This window comes from Bradyrhizobium sp. USDA 4506 (genome assembly GCF_054058795.1).
This window is the reverse complement of record NZ_JBSSBM010000002.1, coordinates 3700893-3722259: the sequence shown is the minus strand read 5'-3', so window position 1 is coordinate 3722259 and position 21367 is coordinate 3700893. Positions and strand designations below refer to the sequence as shown.

Here is a 21367-nt window from a genome sequence, read left to right as displayed (position 1 = left end):
GGACACTAGCAAACTTATGATTCTAGTGTGCTTTATGAATGCGAAGTTCGTGAAAGTGGCTGCCGCGAAATCGCACGAACTTCGCATTCAGCACACTAGGCGTCGGTCGACGCCGCTCAAAAAAGGTGCGGCCACCCTTTGGGGGAAGGGTGGCCGCGCGCGAACCGGTCTGGGACGGGGAGGGGTGGGGATGTGACCGGGTCGCGAACTCGAAATTTCCTGTTCTGCTCAGCGCGAGCTTGCCGTTGCAACTGCCGGGCGGTTGTCACCGAGCGAGACCCACACATTGGGATCGCCCTGCGACTGCCGCTTGACGAAGCGGTAGCCAGTGTCGGTCCAGGCGACGATGCTCTCGTTCTGGTTATCGAGCACGAACTCGCCCTTGTCGGTCTTCACCGTCAGCACCGCGTGGCCTTCGCCCTTCTTGTCGCGGACCACCGTGATCAACAGCGCCTCGCGGGGCCAGCCGGCGTCCATCAGCATCTTGCGCTTCAGGAGCACGTAGTCCTCGCAGTCGCCGTAACCGTCGGATGGCAACGACCATTTCTCGATCACGCCCCAATGATCCATGTCGGTCATCGGCTTGATGGATTCGTTGACCCACTTGTTGACCCGTACGAGGTCCCGCCAAGCGGTCTGCGACAACACGATGTCGCGTGGTTGCGTCGCGCCGCCGCGGCATTCGCCCGGATTGTCGGCACAGAATTCGACCCAGCCGATCGGCGAACGCGCAACGTCACCCAGGCTGGCGTAGACCACGTCGCCGGCCTTGGCCGACACGCACGTCGCAAACAGAATGGCGGCAACCGCCAAACCTTTCCCCTGTCCCCTGAACCCAAACATCGTGGCCCCCGTTCTTCTTGTTGGGACCACGTTTCGCACAAAGCTTTTGCGCCGCCGCTAAGTACGCAAAGTAGATTTGACGCGAATACTGGTAAAACCTGCGGCGAATTCGAACTGTACTTGAATCGAATTCGCGTAAAATTTGAAACAACTGCAATTGATTCAAATTTTATGCATTAACGCCGCGCGCGCTGCGCCAGCGCGGTTTGTTGCGCCAAACGCTGCGGCCGTTAACCGCCGATTTTCACCGGGGCCAAACGCGCCGACGGCGGCCACCGGTGCACCGGTGGCCGCCTTCGCGGGCAAAAAAAGCGGTTTTGAGCGGTTTTTCGCTTTACCTCGCGGTAACGCTCTCTTCGAGCGTTTCCGCCGATTGCTCGTGGACGAACTCGAGCGCGAAGCCTTCCTCGAGATTTCGCACCACGCGGGACTGTACCCGCCCGAGCATCACGAGCGATTTCAGCGGCGGGCGGTTCTCGGCAGCAATCGCAGCACCGGACAAGGAAAGGTCGATGATGCGGCAGGTCATCCGCGTGCCGTCTTCCTGGGTCAGCAGGGCGATCGGGTTGCGCGGCACGATACGGTCGTGGCGGCGATCCTCGGGCAGATTGAGGATGTCGCGGTTGGCGAGCCAGGTCAGCTGCGCGGCGAGCTTGTCGCGCTTGCGCGCGGTGGCGCCGATCGTCATCGCAAAGCCGTTGTCGATGATGCGGGTGATGCGTCCCTCGACCCGGCCGATATGGTCGAGATAGGCGATCACACGGTCGCCGACATTGCCGATGCCCGGCGCCAGCAAAGCGAGGCCGCCCGGCGACATGTTGATAATCTGGCAGGGAAACTCGCGCCGGTCGGGCAGCATGTAGCGGCCGAGCAGGTGCACCTTGACGCGCTGGAAGCGCCGCCGCTCCTCGGCTACGGGGACGACGGTAGTTTTCTTCTGTGCAAACGACATCACGACAAACCCGGCCACCGTCCATTCGGAGCCCCGACGACCCTAAGGCTGATAGGGTTAACGGGGCGTTACGGTTGAGGCAGGGAACTCGCACACGGTGCAAGAGAAGTGTGAGTGGAAGGGGCAGGGCCGCACATCAGGTTCGCCGAACCACCGCGACATGACCTGAGCGGCTTCATCGATGTGGGGGGCGGTGTCGGCGGCCCATGCGACGAAGCCGTCGGGGCGTACGAGCACGGCATTAAGGCCCAGCCGATCCCGCGCGTCGCTTGCGACATAGCCGATCCGCCCATGCCAGCGATCGGCAAGCGTTTGCAGGGGCGCGCGCCGATCAAAGTCCAGCAGCAGGCCGCGACCATCTCTGAGCAGCTCGCCGAGCTTAGCCCCGCAAACGAACTCGAAGTCGGGGGCGCTGCGGCCCGCCAGCGGATGGTTGCTGCCAAGATCGTAGCGCAGCGTAACGCCCCACACGCGCTCGGCAAAGTAGGTCGCGCCGTCTGATGTCGCGATCAGGTCGCGGATGATGGCTTCGAGCGCGCGCGAACTTCGGCTTGGCCGCATCAGCGCGACCTGGGCGCGCGACCAGTCCAGCACCTGCGCGCCCAGCGGATGCCGCTCACGCGAGTAGCTGTCGAGCAGGTCCACCGGTGTGTCGCCGCGGATCGTGGCCGCGAGCTTCCAGCCGAGGTTCATCGCATCGCCAAGCCCGAGATTGAGCCCCTGGCCGCCGAGCGGAGAATGAATGTGCGCGGCATCGCCCGCGAGCAGCACGCGCCCCTTGCGGTAATCCGTCGCCTGGCAGGCGCGATCGGTCCAGGTGGTGGCAAGCCGGAGCGCCGTCAACGTGACGTCTGTGCCGGAGACGCGGCGCAGCACCGCCTGCACGTGCTCGCGCGTGATCGGCCGGGTTCGGTGGAAGGCGCCGCCGTCGAACTCCACCATCGCGATCGTGCCGGGCCGTGCGTAGGTATACATGCCCGTCGGCGTGTAGTGACGGCCGGTGCGGAGCTTGTCCGGATCTGATATATCGACCTCGACCGAATAGCCGGTGAACTCGGGATCGGTGCCGACGAATTCAAAGCCGCCGGCCTTGCGCACCATGCTGCGGCCGCCGTCACAGCCGACCAGCCAGCGTCCGTGGAACGTCTCGGCACCGTCGCGAACGATCACGCCATCATCCGATTGTTCGAACGCCTCGACGCCTGTGCCGCGCCTGATCTCAACCCCCATCGCGGTTGCGCGCGCGGCGAGGGCGGATTCGAGCGCCTCCATCTCGACCGCCATGCTGGTGCCTGCCGGGCTCGGCAGACGAAACAGCCACTTCGACGTGTCGAGATCATCGTGAAAGAACTGGATGCCGGCAAAATGGCCGGCCGGGCGGCGCGGCTGTTGCATCCAATGCGCGCCATTCGATGCGCTGCTGCCCGAGCCATCCTTTGCGTGCTGTCGTGCCGCGATGTCATCCAGCATCCCGCGACGATAGAACGCCTCGATGCTGGGCGCCGAAAGGCCGCGCATCCCGAAGGGGAGCCGTTTCAGCGGCGAATGCGGGTCGGCGGCCTGCTCCAGCACCAGCACCGAGCACCCTGCGAGCCGCAGCTCGCAGGCAAGCAGCAGGCCGACCGGGCCGGCACCGGCAATCACGACATCATGGGGAAGGGGGCGGCTGGCGTGCATGAACTGCTCCTTTGTCGGTGTTCGACCGGAGCGGTTCGTCGGGTTGAGAACCACACGGACGAACATTGGGCGCCTGGATGGCGTCCGGTGTTCGTCGTGGGGATCTCATGCATGAGGCAGAAGACCAGAGCTTTCGTTCTCGAAAGGACTTCGATCCGAAAGGACTTGGGCTTACCAAACCAAGTCTGCCTTTTCCGACGCGGCGTATATAGCTGCGTGGCGTTCGATCCGCAACGGAAGATGCGCGGCTGCGGATTACTGGAACAATGCGCGGCCGCGATGTCGCGGCGCGACTGCATCGGCGTTGCCTGGTTCGTCGACGCGGCGCGCGCCCGGGCGGGGCGCAAGATTGTCCGGCGTCTTGATGTTGCTCGCGAGTCCTGCGGCTTCGAATGCCTTGATCAACCACCAGCCGAGGTCGATCTGACCCGGCAGCAGCCCGAGCTTCGCGGAGCCGGGATAGGCGTGGTGATTGTTGTGCCAGCTTTCGCCCATGCTGATCAGGCCCGCGATGCCGACATTGTAGCCCTGGGCCGCGACGCCTTCGATGATCCAGGTCTGTCCGCCCTTGCGATGCGAGTAATGACCGATCAGCCAGTGACCGGTGACGCAGACGGCGACGCGGACGCAGATGCCCCAGACCAGCCAGCTCCACGAGCCGATCGCGAGGAACAGGATCGCCCAGGGCAATTGCTGCCACATCCAGGTTCGCTCGACGAAGGCGTAGAAGGGGTCATCGGCGAGCCGCCGTTCGAGCCGGAATTCGGGCGGGTGTTTCAGCACCAGCGTGCAGTGCAGTTGCCACCACGCGTCGCGCCAGAAACCGGCGCGGTGGCAGGAGTAGTCGTGGCACGCCGTCTGGCGCTGCGCCCAGTCGCGGAAATCGTGCAGCCGCACCATGCCGTAGGGGCCGGCCATCCCGACCAGCGTGCCGAGATAGACGCAGAGCCGCTCCAGCCACAGCGGACAGTCGAAGCTCGCATGGATCAGGCGGCGGTGCATGCCGACCGAATGCCCGAAGCACAGCGTGATCGCGCTGGTGACGATGAATAATGCGAACGCGCTCCACGTGAACAGCAGCGGCCCGAGGATGATCGCGACCGCGGTCATGCTGCCAAGCCACAGCGATTTCGCCGGCGCCCATCGCACGCGCCCGTCCAGTGGATCGGTGCTGGCGTCCACGAAGATTCGCTCCGAGCCGGGTTGCGGCTTCATTCCGTCACCTGAGGTTGCATCGCAGGTTGCGGTGAAGCGATCGTCGCTGTCAATCGGCCGCGCACGTCCGTCATGTCGCAGCCCGTATTGGCGTCTGCGGCGGCTTCAGCCGGGTGGCGGCACCCGGCGGATCCGGGGTGTGCGGAAGCGGCGCGGTGAGGTTATTTGGCCTCGGCGTCCATTTCCGGTTCGACACCCGTTTCCGGTTCGACTGCCGCCGCTGGTGGTTCAACAGCCACGGCTTTCAGCACCTTTCGCTTCGCCGCGCGGACCTCAATCTGCAGCGGCGGCTGATAGGATCCGCTTGGCGGCACGAAGACGAAGGCATGGTGTCCATCGCCCTTGTTGAGCTTGAGAAGATCGTTGCGGAACTGATCGGCGACGACCTCGCCAACGAGGTTGCCGTTGAAGTAGATATCGATCGCGACCCTCTTGTCGGGGTGTTGGTTGTACAGCGCCCAGCCGGAAATCCTTTTTTCGTTGATGACGTCGACATGGCCGATGATCTCGCCATACAGGCTCTCGATGCCCGCCTCGATCACCTCGAGGTCGCTCCTGTAGATCGATCTCGTCACATCGAAGCTGAAATTCGCCGTATCGACGCATTGGTCGAGCAAGCCCTGTCGATGCTCCTTCATCCGTTGCAGCGTGTCCAGTTCGCCCAACTTGACGTACATGCCGACGATGCCTTCGATACCAGGATTCATGGTGTCGTTCCCCGCAATGCTACCAGCCAATTCGCCCTCGGCTGCTTTCACAATCGATGCCTCCTTGCGGAAATTACTCCGCCAGGACTAGAAGCGCCTCGTTCCGCCAAGGTCTGTCATGAAGACCTTCATGACAGGCCTTCATGACATCCCAATCGTCCTGACCTAAAGTCGGCTCGGCCGAACCCGGCCCAACGACAAGGACAGGGAGAGCGAACCGATGGAGCAGATCCGCGTCTGCACGCATGATGGACCTGGAGCCAAGCCGGTAATACGGACAGTGCCATGGCCGGAAATCGGCAAAAAGGCGGCCTTGATCAAGGTGGGCGCCTGTGGCGTTTGCGGAACCGATCTGCACATCCTGAAGGGACATTGGCCGAAGCCGTTGCCGTGGCCGTTCACGCTCGGCCACGAGCTCGGCGGCGTGATCGTGGAATGCGGCGCGGAGTTCACCGAGGATTTCATGAGCAAGCCGCTGCAGGTGGGATCGAAGGTGATGATCCCGCCCTTGATGCCGTGCGGCCGCTGCTACTACTGCATCCATTATCCCCAGAGCGCCAACAAGTGCCTGACGCCGGTCTATTACGGCCGCTATCTTGGCTTCGACAAGGCGCCGCACATGTGGGGCGGCTGGGCTGAATATGTCTATGTCGATCTCGACATGCTGCCCGGCACCAAGATCTACAAATTGCCTGACGACATGTCGCTGCGGCTCGGTGCGCTTTCCGAGCCTCTGACCTCTTGCATCCGCGCCTTCAACCGCGCCACCCGCGCCGGCGGTTTCAGCTGGGGCGACACGGTGGTGATCCAGGGCTCGGGGCCGATCGGTATCCTCGCGGTCGCCGCCGCGCAGGAAATGGGCGCGGGGCGCGTGATCTGCGTCGGCGCGCCGGAGGCGCCGCGCCTTGCGCTGGCGCGCAAGTTCGGCGCCGAGGCGACTGTCGATATCGAGCAGCTCAAGACGCCGGAGCAGCGCATCAAGGCGGTGCGTGACATCGTCGGCGGTTTCGGCGCCGACCTCGTCATGGACTGCTCGGGCCATCCGACCGCCGGCCCCGAGGGCATCGAGATGCTGCGCGACGGCGGCACCTATGTCGAGATGGGGCAGTTCACCGATGCCGGCTCGATCAACACCTCGTGGCACCGCATCTGCACCAAGGATCTCAACGTGCTCGGCTCCTGGGGCTTTACCGGCAACGACCTGCCGCTCGGCGTCGACATGCTCTACCGCACGCGCAACAAATATCCCTGGCTCGACATGCAGACGATCTATCCGTTCACCGAGGATGGCGTCGCCCGCGCGGTTGCCGACGCAATGGCGATGAAGACGGTGAAGTCGACCATCGTGCCGTGGCCGGAACTGGTCGGGTGAATCAGATGGCGGATGTTGCAAATCCTGCTGCAGTGCTCCCAAGGATTTGTGTCCATGGTGCGGCCGATTGGGCCCTGATATCGCTCGCCGGGACGACGGCCCGGCGCTAACATCGGATCATGCATTCGAACCGTGTGCCGCCGAGCGCGACGTTTGCGTGGGGAAACGTGTCCGAGGACTTCGCGCTGTTCAGAACCCTCAGCGCGGAGCAGCGGCTGATCGCCTTTGGCGCAATGACCCGGCGCGACCTCGTGCGCGGCGAGCTGCTGGTCGAGCAGGGCGGCGCCTCCGACGCGCTGTTCCTGGTGCTTCATGGCGCGCTCGCGGTGTACCGAACCAGTCATCCCGAACCGATCGCGGAACTTCGCGCCGGCGAACTGGTCGGCGAGATCGGCTTCTTTGCCAACATCCCGCGCACCGCCAATGTGATTGCGATCCGCGACACCAGCGTGCTGGTGTTGACGCGCGCCGCCTATACGACGCTGGCGCGGGAAACGCCCGAGATCGTCGAGGCGCTGCTGGCTGCGCTCGCGCGGCGGTTTGCCACCGAGACTGCGCGCCTGTTGCCGCTCCGGGCGTCGCCGAAGGCGCGCACCGTCGCGCTGATCCCGGGCGGACGGGAACCGGTGCCTGCCGCCTTTGAGCACAGGTTACGCGAAGGCCTTGCCGCTGCCGGTGCCGAGATCGTCGACCTCGCGCGGGTTCAGGCGATGTTTCCCGGCCGCGCGCTCGACGCATCCGAGGTCGCCGACTGGCTCAACAGGATCGAGTACGACGCGCCGCTGGTGGCTTATTTCGGTGGTCCCGACGCATCGGAGTGGGCGCGCAAAACCATCCGCCAGGCCGATCTTGTCGTGTTCGCCTGCCGTGGCCATGCGCCGACGCCCGATCTGACGGAGATCGAACGCTTCGCCTGCGCCGTGCATCCGGCGTCGACGCGGCGCCTCGTCCGGGTTCATGACGTCAGGCGCCACGAAGTCAGCGGCACCGCGGCGTGGCTGGCGCGGCTGCCCTGCTTCATGCATCATCATGTCGCGCTCGAGGACCAGCTCGACATCGACAGCCTGGTTCGCTTCCTGTGCGGTCGCGCCGTCGGATTTGTCGCCGGCGGCGGCGGCAGCCTCGGCACCGCGCATGTCGGCGTCTACAAGGCGTTTCGTGAGCGCGGCGCGATGTTCGACATCTTTGTCGGCACCAGCGTCGGCTCGGCGATGGCGGCGGGCTTTGCCAAGAACTACGACGCCGAGCATCTCGAGCGCGGCACACATGAGATCTTCGTCTCCAGTCGCAGCTTCCGCCGCCCGACCTGGCCGCGCTACGCCTTGCTGGACCACAAGGCGTTCGATGCCGCGCTCGCCGATCAGTACGGCCACAATTGCCGGATCGAGGACTGCTGGCGGCCGTTCGCGGCGGTCGCGACCAATCTGTCGACGCACAGTCTCGAATTGATCCGCACCGGTCTGCTGTGGCACGCGGTGCGGGCGTCGAGCGCCATCCCCGGTCTGCTGCCGCCGTTCTATACAAGGGACGGCTCGATGCTGGTCGACGGATGCCTCGTCGACAACGTTCCGCTGGCGCAGATGCACCAGATGAAGAGCGGACCGAATCTGGTGGTCCATTTCGGAGACCCGGCAACCGAGATGTTCGACGTCGACTATGCCGCGCTGCCGGGGCGGCTTGAGCTGCTTGCATCGCTGCTGACGCCGTTCCGCAAGAAATTGCTTCCGGCCGCGCCGAGCGCCGTCAACGTGCTGTGGCGAAGCCTCGTTGCGCATCAGCGCTATGATACGCTGCCGACCACGCCGCTCGACATGGTGATGCGTCCGCCGACGCCCGACGGCATCGACGTCACCGATTTCGACCGTCATCAGGAAATCTTCGAATCCTCGTACCGCTGGGCCCGCGAGACCATTGCTGCCTCGGAGGCGGTGCATAATCCCGCCATTGCGGCCATCGTCACGTCGGCCAACGGAGCGGACAAGGGATCGGACATGGTCGCCGACGAGGGCGCGGATCGCGCGACAGCGACCGCGCCGGTTTCTGAGCAGGCCCGCGTCGGTTGAGCGGCTTGCAGGCGCCGGCGAAGTCGACCATCGTGCCGGACCGAATCCGGAGAACACGATGCCTTTCGATTTGATCCTGCGCGGCGGACGGGTGATCGACCCGTCGCAGAAACTCGACGCCGTGACCGATATCGGCTTTGCCGCGGGCAAGGTCGCTGCGCTCGGCCGCGAATTGCAAGCCGATCCCGCCACCGAGGTCCGCGACGTCTCGGGGCTGATCGTCTCACCGGGCATCATCGACCTGCACACCCATGTCTATTGGGGCGGCACCTCGCTCGGCATCGACGCGGAGGAGTTTTGCCGCAACTCCGGCGTCACCACGTCGGTCGACACCGGCAGCGCCGGCCCGGGCAACTTTGCCGGCTTCCGCAAGCATGTGATCGAGCCGAGCCAGGTCCGCATCCTCGCCTATCTGCACGTCTCGCACGCCGGCATCTTCGGCTTCTCGGATCGCGTGATGGTCGGCGAGAGCGAGGAGCTGCGGCTGATGAATCCGATCGACGCGGCGCGCGTCGCCGACGAGAACCGCGACCTGATCGTCGGCATCAAGGTGCGGGTCGGCCTGTTCGCCTCGGGCACCTCGGGGCTGGTGCCGCTCGAGATCGCGCTCGAGGTTGCCGAGCAGGTCGGCATGCCCCTGATGGCGCATATCGACCATCCGCCGCCGAGCTATGAGGAGGTGCTCGCGCGCCTGCGTCCGGGCGACGTGCTGACCCATGCGTTCCGTCCGTTCCCCAACACGCCCGCGACCGCGCAGGGCACGGTGAAGCAGGTCGTGCTGGAGGCGCGCGAGCGCGGCGTGCTGTTCGACATCGGCCATGGCAAGGGCTCGTTCGCCTTCAGGACGGCGCGCGCGATGCTCGCCAACGGCTTCTATCCCGACACCATCTCCTCCGACATCCATCAGCTCTGCATCGACGGCCCGGCATTCGACCAGGTGACGATGATGTCGAAATTCCTCTGCATGGGGATGCCGCTGCCGGACGTGATCGCGGCGTCCACCGTCAATGCCGCGATGGCGTTGCGGCGGCCGGAGCTCGGCAGCCTCAAGCCGGGCAGCGTCGGCGACGCCACGCTGCTCTCGGTCCGGCAGGGGACGTTCGACTATGTCGATGTGGTCGGCGAGCATTTAACGGGCGATCGCAAGATCGCATCCGAAGGCGTCGTGATCGGCGGACGCTGGTGGCATCCGCGTCAGGATTGATGGACGCGCCGCTGAGGGCGTCGAGGTGACTGACATGGTCTTCTGGATCGCGGGTGTGGCTGGACTGGCGATCGCCTATCTGCTCGGTTCGACGCCGTCGGGGTATCTGGCGGGGAAGCTGCTGAGGGGCATCGATATCCGCCAGCAGGGCTCCAAATCCACCGGGGCAACGAACGTATTGCGAACCCTGGGGAAGTGGCCCGCATTGGCGGTGCTCCTTGTCGACGTGCTGAAAGGCGTGGCGGCAATCCTGTTCGCCCGCTGGTTTTATCCCTGGCTGTACACCTTGCCGTCCGTCACGCCGCCGGCAGCGCTTGATCCGCAAACGTGCGTGTCCTGGGCTGTCTGCCTGGCCGGGCTTGCCGTGTTGCTGGGGCACGGCCGTTCGATCTGGCTGAATTTCACCGGCGGCAAATCCGCTGCGACCGGGCTCGGCGTGTTGCTGGCGATGTCCTGGCCGGTCGGCCTCGGCGCTGCGGCGGCCTTTGGCGCTGTGGTGGCTGTCTTTCGGATTGTCTCCCTCGGCTCGATGCTGGCGGCATTGACGGCGATCGTCCTCGTCTGCGGCCTGGAGCAACCGTTGCCCTATCGCTTGCTGGTGATCGCAGGCGGCATCTACGTGATCGTGCGCCATCGTGCCAACATTCAGCGGCTGCTGGCCGGCACGGAGGCGCGGCTCGGGCATTGATAAGTGGTTCGGATTTCCTCAGGGAAGGCCGGTCGATCAATCCGATGATCCGGCCTTGAGCGCTCCTGAGCGAAGTCGGTACCGCTGTGCGTGAAGAAAACGCGTTTGAACCATGGATATGGAATCCCGTTCCGATTCAATCGGAACGGGGAAGGCTCTAGTCGGCGACGACCGGCCCGAAGGGCTGCCATCGCTCACCGGTGAAGCGCATCATCCGGAACTCCTTCACCACGCGATAGTCGGCGCGGCTGGTATTGATGGCGAGGCCGGGCAACAGCAGATCGAGTCTGACATCCTTCAGGCTCGCGGCCTGGCGCACGATGTTGTCGCGCGAGAGATCGTCGCCGCATTGGTGCAGCACGCGCACCAGCAGCTCGGCGGCGCTGTAGCCGTAGGTCGTGAAGAGGCTGTTCCGGTCGCCTTCCGGGTAGTAGGAGGCCATGAAGGCGCTCCATCGTTTCATGCCGGCATCGTCGGCCCAGGTCGGGTCGGTGGCTTCCTTGAACGAGCTCGCCGAAATCAGCCCGCGAGCGTGCTCGATCCCCGCCGGCACAAGCACCGCGTCGATCGAGGACGAGCCGACACCCAGCAAATGCAGCGGCTTCCAACCGAGCTCGGCGGTCTTGCGGATGGCCTGCGCGGCGAATTTCGGCGCGGCCATGTCGATCAGCACGTCGACCGCCGCAGCCTTGAGCCGGACCACCTGCGAGTCGATGGTCGGGTCCGTCATGTCATAGGGGGCTTCGGACGCCAGCATGGCCGGCGCCCGCGCGCCGAGCGCGTCCTTCAGCCCCGCGAGATATTCCTTTCCGCTCTCGTCATTCTGGTAGAGCAGGCCGATCCTGGCGTTCGGGTAATTGTCGAGAATGAAACGCGCATAGACGCGGATCTCGGTCCGCAGGTTCGGCGCGAATCCCATGGTCCAGGGAAAGTTGACGGGATCCTCGAACCGCATCGACCGCCCGCCCGCGAAGAGCTGGGGAACGTGGCGGTCGTTGAGATATTTCTGGATCGCGATGTTGGGGGCGTTGCCCACCGACTGGAACATGAACAGGACTTCGTCACTTTCGACGAGCTTGCGGACCTGCTCGACCGTCTTCGCCGGCGTCGCGGCATCGTCGTAGGAGATCAGGTTGATCCGGCGGCCGTTGATGCCGCCCCGCTCGTTGATCATCCGGAAGTAGGCGGCCTGCACCTTGCCGATGACGGAGAATACCGACACCGGGCCGCTATAGGGCATCGTCTGTCCTATCCTGATCTCGGTATCGCTGGCACCGGGATCGTATTTGCGGCCTTCGGCAAACAGATCGGCCGCAGCAAGCAGACCGAGGCTGATGATCGCAACTCCGATTGTCGGCCTGAACCAGCCCTTGCGCATCGCGCGGCTCCACGGTCGGCAGTCATGATGGCGAGTCATCCGCGCACCGGGTTGTGGCAGGCGTGGTACGACCGTCGAGGAGGCGCCGGCGCTTGGCTGCCTGCTGCCGCGCAAGCATTCCCTCGTAACAGACTCCTAGCATTCGCGCGTGCAGGCGGTCTCGCAATGTCATCGGGCGTTTTGCCCGAAGCGGCGTGGAAATACTCCCGACCCTTGCCAAATTTCAACTAGATCAGCGAATGCAAGGCCATGACCGCGGCCTCACGGCTCTCCACCGGAACAAAGAAGCTTACCGAATGCGATGACAAAACATACTTGTCGGCGATGATTCCGTGGCGTTGCAGAATCTGAACCGCCTTGTACGGCAGGTCCGAGGAAATGCCGCCGAAGCAAGTGAGGCTCACCGAACTCAGCGTCTCGCGCTGTTTGCGCAGGTCTTTGCTCCGATCCAGTGTGCGCAGCAACGCGTCGAGTGTTTCCGAATCGCAAGTCATCATGATGCGGGTTTTTTCGGCGGTGAAAGCCGAGGCGAGGAGTTGCGGCCAAGGCAAGCCATTTTGCTGGAGATGCTGCGCGAACTTCTCAAAGCCTTGATTGAGGTCCGCCGAATCGATCTCCACATGCTCGATGCGAGCCATCGAGTTGACGGCCAGGACTTTTCCGTTCTCCATGTCTGCGACCTCCTTCATCACTTGCGTGCTGTGTCGCGCGCCGCCCCACTTTCTCAGGACCAAAGGCACGTTTTGGCTGTGGGCCAGCTCCACGCTGCGAAAGTGCAGGACCTTGGCGCCCCAGAAGCACATTTCGGATAGGGATGCGAAATCCAGCTGACGCAAGGGTTTTGCGTCCGCGACGATGCGCGGGTCAGCCGAGCAAACTCCGTCGACCTCCTTGATGATCTCGCAGCACTCCGCCTTGAGCGCCGCAGCCATGGCGACCGCGGTGGTATCGCTGCCACCTCGGCCAAGCGTCGTGATTTCCTTGGTCAGCGGGTTCACGCCCTGAAAGCCCGCCAAAACCACGATGCGTCCACGATCGAGTTCTTCGCGCACGCGAATGGGCCGCACGTCCAGAATGCGTGCGGAGGAATGGGACCCGTCGGTCATGACACCGGCCTGACTGCCGGTAAAGCTGATCGCCGGCACGCCGAGATCAGACAGCGCCATGCTCATCAAGGACATGCTGATGCGCTCGCCGGTGGTCAACAGCATATCGAGTTCGCGGCGATTGGGATACGGGCTGACCTGATAGGCCATCCTGACGAGTTCATCGGTGGTCTTGCCCATCGCGGAAACGATCGCCACGACACGATGACCACGGCCATGCAAATCGGCGACACTGCTCGCGGCCGCGCGGATTCTTGCCGGTGTTTCGAGACAGACGCCGCCGTATTTTTGCACGATGATGGAATTGCTAGGCATTGTTGCCCGCGTCGTGTTGGAAGGCGCAGCTGAACCCGATCAGATCGTTCTCCCCTTCGACGCCTTTGCGGTCTTTGATCGTTTCGCCATGACCCGCACAGCGCCCCGGTCGCGCTTCTTGCGATCCGCTTCCGCGTGCTGAGCTTTCGTCCCGCCGCGGTGAGCGGCGTATTCCTTGCCGTCGATCGGCGCGACATGCGGTGGATCTCGATCGAGATACGGTCGCCCGATTCCAAAATCCGGTCCACGCGCATCGATCCATTTCCAAAGGGCCTCGGTGGAGACCCAACGCTCCGCCCGCGTCGCGCCTTTGACGCTCACGACATCGACGGCAAGCCCGTGGCCATAGCCGCCGCGGAAGCTCCCTCCATGGTATGACTTGTCGGACGCCGCCTTCAGGCCGCTCGCGATCGATTGACGGTAGTCATCGCGGAACGCGCTGGTGATGCCGGGCGCCAACCCGGCCTGCTCCGCCGCGTAAAGTGCGTGAAACAGCTTGAGTTTGAAGTTTCGATCCACCCCTCCAATCACGTAGTCGATCATCGGCATGCCCACTCGTTCCGCCGCCTTCGGATCTTTCCACGTGAAATCGTTATCGACGCGCCTGGTGAACGTCCTGGTGACAGTCACCGTCTTGCGCTTCTTCTTGACGGTCACTTTCCGCTGCTCTTGTACGCTGATGGTGTCTTGCTTCGGCGTCCGCTGGTAGAGCGCCCACAGGTACCGGTCGATGCAGACATCGACGACGAGGCACTCCTCGAAAATATCGAGGGGTCTCGCGGCCTCCTCGGTGTCACCAGACACTGGAGGCGGGCTCGCCGTCGCCGCCTGCACCGGCGATGTTTCGACCGGCAGCGTCTGCGACGAATCCGGCAAGGCAGCCACGACGATTGACTTCGGCTCGCTCGAGGTTGCTGTCGCATCAGGGGGCGTCGCCGGCACCGATTCAACCGCCATCGCCGCATCGGCGTTGGCGACAGCATTACCCATGACGCCTGCCTGCGGCGGGGCGATCGTGTCGGACGCCGGCCCCGTTAGGGGTTCTGCAGCCATCGCTGCTTCAGCATTTACTTTGGTGACGTTGTCGACTGCCGTGGCCTGTCGCGTATCGGCCAGTTCGGCGTTGGCGGCGAGAGATGGTGCGAGGTCCCCGATGGACACTGCGCCGCTGTTCCCGATGCCGGCAGAGCCGGCAAGCCAGGCAAGGAGCCACCCTGCGAGAACGACCGTCCCGCACAACTCCGGAGTCGCAATTCGCCGCGGGTTCATCACCCCGTAGCCTCCAAGGGCTCGATCCGAGCCCTGTTGCACCGCCCAGCACGCGACGGCATCGATCATTCGGATCAAAATGGAATTGCGCAATGGGCGGAAGCCGTTGGCGCTACGCTTTTCCAGAAAGTGTTGCCCGACCGCAACGCGCGGCCGCGAGCAACCCGGCACGGTGCGTGCTGCTGCGTTCGGTGATTTTCGCAGCGATCGAGCTCTGATTTCCGCTCTGGGTCTTGGTCGTGTAAAAACGCCAGTCCCGAGGCAGTCGGGACTGGATTGGTGTCATGCCGCGATCGCAGCCATCAGCGGCTTGATCCCGACGATGTTCATGACCCGTGTCAGATTGTAGGCCAGGACGGAGAGCGCCATTTCGGCCGCCACTTTCGGAAGCGTTTTGGTGAGGAAGTGTGTCGCTCCCATGCGGGCCTTCATGGTGCCGAACGGATGCTCGACAGTTTCGCGGCGCTGACGCATGGCGTGCGGGCTTGCATCAAGGCGCTGCTGCACAGCCTCGAGCAGATGCTCATGCTCCCATCGCGTAATCCGCCGTTCTGACCCAGGCGTGCATTGGGTCTTGAGCGAACAGCTTTGACAGGCCGTGGTCCAGTAGCGCCGCAGCACCTTGCTGTCTTCTTCATTCGTATAGCGATATGATAGCCGCTCCCCGGCCGGGCAGCGATAGACGTCCTCCTCTGGCAAATAGGCAAAGTCCTGTTTACCGAAGCGTCCGTCTGCCTTAGCGCCGGACGTTAGCGGTTTGGGCAGAGTTACCGTGATGCCCGCTTCGTGGCACGCAAGGATCTCTGGGCTGTTGAAGTAGCCGCGATCGGCTACAGCTTCGAGCGTCTCAGTCTTCAGAACAGCCTTCGCCCGCTTGGCCATATTGGCAAGTTGTGCCCGATCCGAGCCGCTGTTCGTCACCTCGTGCGTCACAATCAGATGGTGTTCGGTGTCTACGGCGACCTGTACGTTGTAGCCGACAACACCAGAGCCGCGCCCGCTCGTCGCCATCGAGCGGCTGTCGGGGTCGGTCAGGGAGATTTGCTGGTCGGGTGACGCAAGCATCTGCTTCTCGTAGACGGCAAGCTTGCCCATTTCCTCCTTCAGTTTCGTCAGCTTCTCGGTAAGCCTCGTCACCTTCGTGGCCAGGGCCTCGGTCGGCTCCTGGCGGTCGGCCGTGTCAAGTTGGCTCAGATAGCGCGCGACGCTCTCCTCCAACTGAGCACGCCGTCGCTCCATCTTCGCGCGCGTGAAGTTCCTGTCCCGGTTGTTCACGGCCTTGAACTTGCTGCCATCGATGGCGACGCTCGCCGTCGCCAGCAGACCCATCTCTCGGCAGAGTTCGACGAAGCGCGCACATACCCTGCGCAGCGCCAGGCCGTTGTCCTTGCGGAAGTCCGCAATCGTCTTGTGATCGGGAGCGAGCCGACCCAGCAGCCACATCACCTCGACGTTGCGCCCGGCCTCTCGTTCCAGCCGCCGGCTCGACTGTACCCGGTTCAGATAACCGTAAATGTAAAGCTTCAGGAGCACCGAGGGATGGTACGACGGCCGACCGGTGGCCGCCGGCTCCACACCCTCAAAGCCCATCTCAGCCAAACCGAGCGCATCGACAAATACGTCGATCACGCGAACAGGGTTGCTCTCGTCAATGAAGTCATCGAGGCATTCGGGCAACAGCGACCGCTGTCCACGATCCGCCTCTTCAACGAAGCGCCTCATCGATTCCCCCAAAGAATCACAGGAGAATCATAACAGCAGCCCAGCGTTTTCACACAGCCAGGGTCAAAGGCGTCGTTTTAGCAATCAGTCGGGTACTTCCGGTCTACCCCAATGAACGGACATCTTCAGAGCCGGTCGCCATATCTCAAAGGTGCTACTTCCAGGATTCGCAGCACGCCTCAGAAGTAGACGTTCGCGTTACGCGGACCGGCCGCGACACCACCTGTTATCAGGCCCTGCCGCAGGACATCGCCGCTGGTGGCAGATATGCGCCACTCACGATGAACATGCTGCCGCTCGGCGCCCGCGCTTGAACTCCTAAGCCGTCCCTGCCGGCCAGGCTGGAGACCCAGCTTGCGTACTTTCAAGATTCCGCTCTACACTCTTGGAGTGTATCGACACGCTAAAGTATTCACAAGTTGTGTCTCGCAATTAACGGGACATTAACCTGCGGGTCAAGCGCGTACCGTGGCCTTGTCGGACAGGAGTGGACCAGCCCCATGTGGAAAGACCCCATCAAGAGCACGCCTTCGATCATCCAGACCGATTTCGGGCCCTTCGGGCAGAGCCTGCCGGGGGACGGTGAAGCCTATTGCGGCCCGACGTCGATGGTCATGGGCCTTTACTGGCTGTCGGCAAACGGCTTCACGCAGGTTGCTCCTGTGGTCTACGACGGCGAGGACGACCCCGTGGCGATCAACCTTGAAAGGGTGGTCGCGGGCTTGGTGCGGACGTCGAGCGAGAGCGGCAGCTTCGTGGACGGCATGACGAGCGGGATGGCCGACTATCTGTCGGCCTGCGGAATCGGGCCTGATCTCTATAATTTGACGAGCACTTCTAATCCGGACCTCGCGTGGCTTGCCGATCAGTTGGCCACGAACGTGTCCGAGAGTCCGCAGACGATCGTCTTGGCCAATTTCGCGGTTGGCTGGTATTCCGTTTCCCAGACGACGAAGGGATACATGGAAAATAACGGCGGCCACGTCCTCGCGCCGCTCACGGTGAACCTGACGGGCGGCACGATCACCATCAACAACGCTTTCCCCGCCTCGTTCGAGAACGTACCCAACCTCCCGTCTAGCAATCCGCAGACCGTCCAGATCGCGCAAATGCCCAGCGGATGGACGCTGGAAAATCTGCCGCTACCCTCCGAAGACTACAGCCAGGTCGTCACCGACGCGCTCACCGGGTGGGGCGTCTACGCCGTGCTCTGGCAGGGGCAAGCTTGGGCGATCTCGCCGTCGGCGCTGCCCTCGACATCCGGATATGAACCCAGCACTTGGACGATCAACCAGCCTAAGGTCATCAATACGAACGGCGGCACGCTGACCGTCGTCGCGCCGATCTCCGGGCTGGGCGGCCTCCACAAATACGGCGAAGGCACGCTCCTGCTCACCAACACGAACCAGCTGATAGGACACAACACCGTAGGCGCTGGGACGCTGGCAAGTACCCGGACATCCGGCACACCATTTGGCAGCTTCAGGGTGACGGTGACGAACGGCGGAATACTCGAGCTTCGTTCGGACGGCGCGACGGTCGATGTGCAGATCGCCTCGGGATCTCTGGCGACGTTCGTCATCGGCTCTACGGGAGGCGCCTTGCAGCTTTCCGGAAGCGGCAACTATCGCGTCGTAATCGGGGGCAATGACGACGGTACCCTGACGAACATTGTCCGCAACTCCGGCGGAACTCTTGTTATCGTGCCGGGCGGCGGCATGGCCCAGCTTGGGCTGACGCAACAGGTGTTCGTGGCAGGAACGGGAGCAAACCTGCCCATCGTCATGAACGGGATCGTCGCTCCCTACATTCTCGGAGAGGACGACGACGCGGCCAGCTCGGGCAAGTTCCTGACCTATTCGCCCTCCGAGGGCTTCGCGAGCGCGGCGACCGTGTCGTCGACCAATGTCAGCATCAACGATGTTCCGGCCGATGCCGTCTACGAGGTCGTCGACAGCCAGGCGGTCGAGAGCGGCGGTGTGCCGCAGGTGGCGGCGCTCGAAGTGAACGGCGGGGCGATTACGGGCGGCGATGCGAGCATTCTGGTCGGAAGCCAGGCGAGCGGCGACGCCGCGGGCCTCATCATGAACGGCGGCAGCATCGCTACTGCGAGCCTTTCGTTCGGCGCGGCAGAAGGCCTGATCTACACCAATGCTACCGGCGGTAGTTCGCAGATCGCAGCCGCCATCGAGGGATCGGCGGGCCTGACGATGTTCGGTCCCGGCACGCTGACCCTGAGTGCAGACAGCAGCGGCATGCTTTCCGGTCTGATCAGGGTCAATGGGGGTACGCTGATTGCCGGCGGTACCGGTGGATCAGCAACGGGTGCCGGCGAGGTGCTGGTATCCTACGCGGCGACGCTGGAGGTCGCCGGCACGGTGACCGGCGCGGTTGTTGTCGGCGAGTCGGGCACACTGTTCATGAACGGTGGGACGGTCTCGGGCCCGGTCACCATTGCAGCGACCGGCACCGATTCGCCTGCTCCCGGCGGCACACTACAAGGGAGCGGAACAATCAGCGGGACCACCTCAATCAGCGGCATCATCCAGGCAGGCCCGCAGGCTGGCCTAATCACGTTCACCGGCGAGACCACTATGACCGGCGACGCGAGCTTCTATTGGCGGCTGCAGAAGCTCGTGGACGATGCTGATCCCGGAGCCGGACCTGGGATCTACTGGAACGCGCTGCAGTTCAACTCGCCGGATACGAACCTCGGCACCAAGAATGCACCTCTCTGGCTCTTCCTCGATTTCAGCGCTCTCGACGGGGACCCGGACGGCGGCAACGCGTTCTGGAAGAAGCCCCATACCTGGACGCTCTTTACCTACGCAGCCGAGGCCGGCTACTTTTGGCCGGCGGGCGAGAACTTCTCGTACCAGTCCGGGAGCTTCAACACGGTCTTCGACAACTGGGTCGTGTCCCTGCAGTGGAAACCGGCCGCCTCGCCGCAGAGCCTCCCGGAGCGATGGCGCGCGAACGCTCGTGCGAGAAGCCGGTAACCGACCCGCGGCAACTGGATAGCCGTGCCAGTCTGTGCCCAAAATTGCGCGCGCCGGGGGACTTCCGCTTTCCCCCGATAGCGGCCACAGAGCGGATATCGCTGGATGTCTCGAACGGGCCGATTCCGTTGAAAAAGACGGCTGTTGCGACGCAGTGATATCAGTGATTCAGTCTGTCTAGTTGGCAGGACTGAAGATCATGATGGGGCATCGACAAGTAGACCAGGCTGCTTTGTTCTATGAGTTCTCGCTCGAAAGACATATCCTCGCCGACCACTTGCTCCGGTCGATCGACAGGTTTGTCAACCTTGAACGGGTCAGGCAGGAGCTGGCGCCTTTCTACAGCAGCATCGGCCGACCTTCGATCGATCCCGAGCTGATGATCCGGATGCTCCTGATCGGTTACTGCTTCGGCATCCGATCGGAGCGGCGGCTGTGCGATGAGGTTCACCTCAATTTGGCCTACCGGTGGTTTTGCCGGCTCGGTCTGGATGGGGCGGTGCCGGATCACTCGACATTCTCCAAGAACAGGCATGGCCGCTTCCGGCAGAGCGACCTCTTCAGTCGCGTGTTCGAGAGCGTCTTGTGCCGCTGCATCGAGGAGCGACTGGTCGGCGGTGAAGGATTTGCAGTTGATGCGAGCCTGATCAAGGCCGATGCCAATCGGCAGAAGGGGATCGAAGGCGACAAGGGACTTCCGCCGGAGGCTGCCGGCCGAGCAATCGATGAGTATCTGGCTGTCCTCGATGATGCCGCTTTCGGAGCCGCGACCGAGGTTACCCCGAAGTTCGTGTCGCCCTCCGACCCGGCGGCGCGCTGGACGGGGGCGCACGGCGGCCAAGCGTTTTTCGCCTACTCGACGAACTACCTGATCGACATCGAGAATGCGATCATCGTCGATGTTGAGGCAACGACGGCAATCCGGCAGGCGGAGGTGTTGGCCGCCAAGCGCATGATTGAGCGCTCGCTGGAGCGGTTTGATCTCTATCCGAGCCGGCTCCTCGGTGACAGCGGCTATGGCTCGGCCGAGATGCTCGCCTGGCTGGTCTATGAGCACGGCATCGAGCCGCACGTTACAGTCTTCGACAAGTCGGCCCGCACAGATGGGATCTTCTCGCGCGACGACTTCGCCTATGACCATGCTGGGGACATCTATCGTTGCCCTGGTGGCAAAGTTCTTACCACGACCGGAACGTTGGTGAATGATGGTGCCACCATGCTTTACCTCGCCAGCAAGCGCGATTGTGATCGATGCGCATTGAAGGCTCGGTGTTGCCCCAAGCAGGCTTCACGGAGAGTGCCGCGCTCGATCTATGAGGGCGCTCGCGACATGGCGCGCCAGATCGCAAGGTCGTGGGAGGGAGGCACCTCGCGCCGGCTCCGCAAGAAAATCGAGATGCTGTTCGCGCACCTCAAGCGCATTCTCAAGCTCGACCGTTTGCGTTTACGAGGCCCAAACGGCGCGCGCGACGAGTTCATCCTCGCAGCCACCGTCCAGAACCTTCGAAAGATGGCCAAGCTGATCCCGATGCCCAGCCCGAGGCTCGCATAGGGTCGGTAGAGCAGTTCGGCCACGTCGCGACGGAGCTATTACAACGAAAACTGCCGGCCTTTTTCAACGGAATCGGTCAAAAGCAGTGGACGACGATCCAGCATGGCAATTGCTGCATCGCCGTCGGAAGCGGACTTTTGTGAGCCCACGCCCTCGTTATCGGCAAGGCTGGGGTGCTGCGAATGATGCGCAGTCGCAGCCAATGGTTCGGCTGGAGGGGGAGGCTGATTTCGGAATATTGGAAATATATTCCTGATTTGCCCGACGTGTCAAGTTGCCCGGTCGAACAGTTGCCCGGTCGAACA

15 protein-coding genes are annotated in these 21367 nt (G+C 63.3%); 6 read left to right on the top strand and 9 right to left on the bottom strand.

The genetic code is table 11. From position 1 onward, the window contains the following. Positions 1-228: 228 nt before the first annotated feature. The 5 genes from ACVIHF_RS19815 to ACVIHF_RS19795 all read right to left on the bottom strand — a co-directional run bounded on the left by ACVIHF_RS19815 (position 229) and on the right by ACVIHF_RS19795 (position 5445). Entirely contained in the window at positions 229-843 is a 615-nt protein-coding gene (locus ACVIHF_RS19815) for a transglutaminase-like cysteine peptidase (RefSeq protein WP_026192955.1), read from the bottom strand. A gap of 334 nt (positions 844-1177) precedes the next feature. Further along, positions 1178-1795, bottom strand: a complete 618-nt coding sequence (locus ACVIHF_RS19810) for a PilZ domain-containing protein (protein ID WP_028342942.1) — start codon at positions 1793-1795, stop codon at positions 1178-1180. Positions 1796-1852: 57 nt separating this feature from the next. Then, positions 1853-3472 carry an FAD-dependent monooxygenase gene (locus ACVIHF_RS19805; protein ID WP_456780315.1) on the bottom strand — a complete coding sequence of 540 codons (1620 nt, stop codon included), beginning with the start codon at positions 3470-3472 and terminating at the stop codon, positions 1853-1855. A 255-nt stretch (positions 3473-3727) separates the two neighbouring features. Next, positions 3728-4687 (bottom strand): acyl-CoA desaturase, encoded by a 960-nt coding sequence (locus ACVIHF_RS19800; RefSeq protein ID WP_225160270.1) that lies wholly within the window; start codon positions 4685-4687, stop codon positions 3728-3730. Positions 4688-4848: 161 nt separating this feature from the next. Beyond that, a complete protein-coding gene (locus ACVIHF_RS19795; protein WP_456780316.1) occupies positions 4849-5445 on the bottom strand; it encodes a hypothetical protein in 597 nt (198 codons plus the stop codon). Between the two features lie 169 nt (positions 5446-5614). Here ACVIHF_RS19795 and ACVIHF_RS19790 point away from each other — a divergent pair, with 169 nt between their 5' ends. From ACVIHF_RS19790 to plsY, 4 genes are all read left to right on the top strand, one after another. Then, positions 5615-6766 (top strand): zinc-binding dehydrogenase, encoded by a 1152-nt coding sequence (locus tag ACVIHF_RS19790; RefSeq protein WP_253608026.1) that lies wholly within the window; start codon positions 5615-5617, stop codon positions 6764-6766. Positions 6767-6933: 167 nt separating this feature from the next. Continuing rightward, positions 6934-8829, top strand: coding sequence for a patatin-like phospholipase family protein (locus ACVIHF_RS19785; RefSeq protein ID WP_456792423.1), 1896 nt, complete (start codon positions 6934-6936; stop codon positions 8827-8829). A 58-nt stretch (positions 8830-8887) separates the two neighbouring features. Further along, entirely contained in the window at positions 8888-10033 is a 1146-nt protein-coding gene (locus ACVIHF_RS19780; RefSeq protein ID WP_456780317.1) for an amidohydrolase/deacetylase family metallohydrolase, read from the top strand. A 34-nt stretch (positions 10034-10067) separates the two neighbouring features. Further along, positions 10068-10721 carry a glycerol-3-phosphate 1-O-acyltransferase PlsY gene (gene plsY, locus ACVIHF_RS19775; protein ID WP_253608028.1) on the top strand — a complete coding sequence of 218 codons (654 nt, stop codon included), beginning with the start codon at positions 10068-10070 and terminating at the stop codon, positions 10719-10721. A 157-nt stretch (positions 10722-10878) separates the two neighbouring features. On the opposite strand, the gene ACVIHF_RS19770 is transcribed toward plsY, so the two are convergent. From ACVIHF_RS19770 to ACVIHF_RS19755, 4 genes are all read right to left on the bottom strand, one after another. Continuing rightward, positions 10879-12099 carry an ABC transporter substrate-binding protein gene (locus ACVIHF_RS19770; RefSeq protein ID WP_253608029.1) on the bottom strand — a complete coding sequence of 407 codons (1221 nt, stop codon included), beginning with the start codon at positions 12097-12099 and terminating at the stop codon, positions 10879-10881. A gap of 227 nt (positions 12100-12326) precedes the next feature. Beyond that, entirely contained in the window at positions 12327-13520 is a 1194-nt protein-coding gene (locus ACVIHF_RS19765; protein ID WP_253608030.1) for an aspartate kinase, read from the bottom strand. A 39-nt stretch (positions 13521-13559) separates the two neighbouring features. Further along, entirely contained in the window at positions 13560-14858 is a 1299-nt protein-coding gene (locus ACVIHF_RS19760; protein WP_456780318.1) for a peptidase M15, read from the bottom strand. Between the two features lie 213 nt (positions 14859-15071). Continuing rightward, positions 15072-16511 carry an IS1182 family transposase gene (locus tag ACVIHF_RS19755; RefSeq protein WP_253607763.1) on the bottom strand — a complete coding sequence of 480 codons (1440 nt, stop codon included), beginning with the start codon at positions 16509-16511 and terminating at the stop codon, positions 15072-15074. A gap of 500 nt (positions 16512-17011) precedes the next feature. Here ACVIHF_RS19755 and ACVIHF_RS19750 point away from each other — a divergent pair, with 500 nt between their 5' ends. Both ACVIHF_RS19750 and ACVIHF_RS19745 read left to right on the top strand, forming a co-directional pair. After that, positions 17012-19510: an autotransporter outer membrane beta-barrel domain-containing protein gene (locus ACVIHF_RS19750; RefSeq protein WP_253608033.1), complete on the top strand. Its 2499-nt coding sequence runs from the start codon at positions 17012-17014 to the stop codon at positions 19508-19510. Positions 19511-19709: 199 nt separating this feature from the next. Further along, positions 19710-21062, top strand: coding sequence for a transposase (locus ACVIHF_RS19745; RefSeq protein ID WP_456780319.1), 1353 nt, complete (start codon positions 19710-19712; stop codon positions 21060-21062). The last annotated feature ends 305 nt before the right edge of the window (positions 21063-21367 follow it).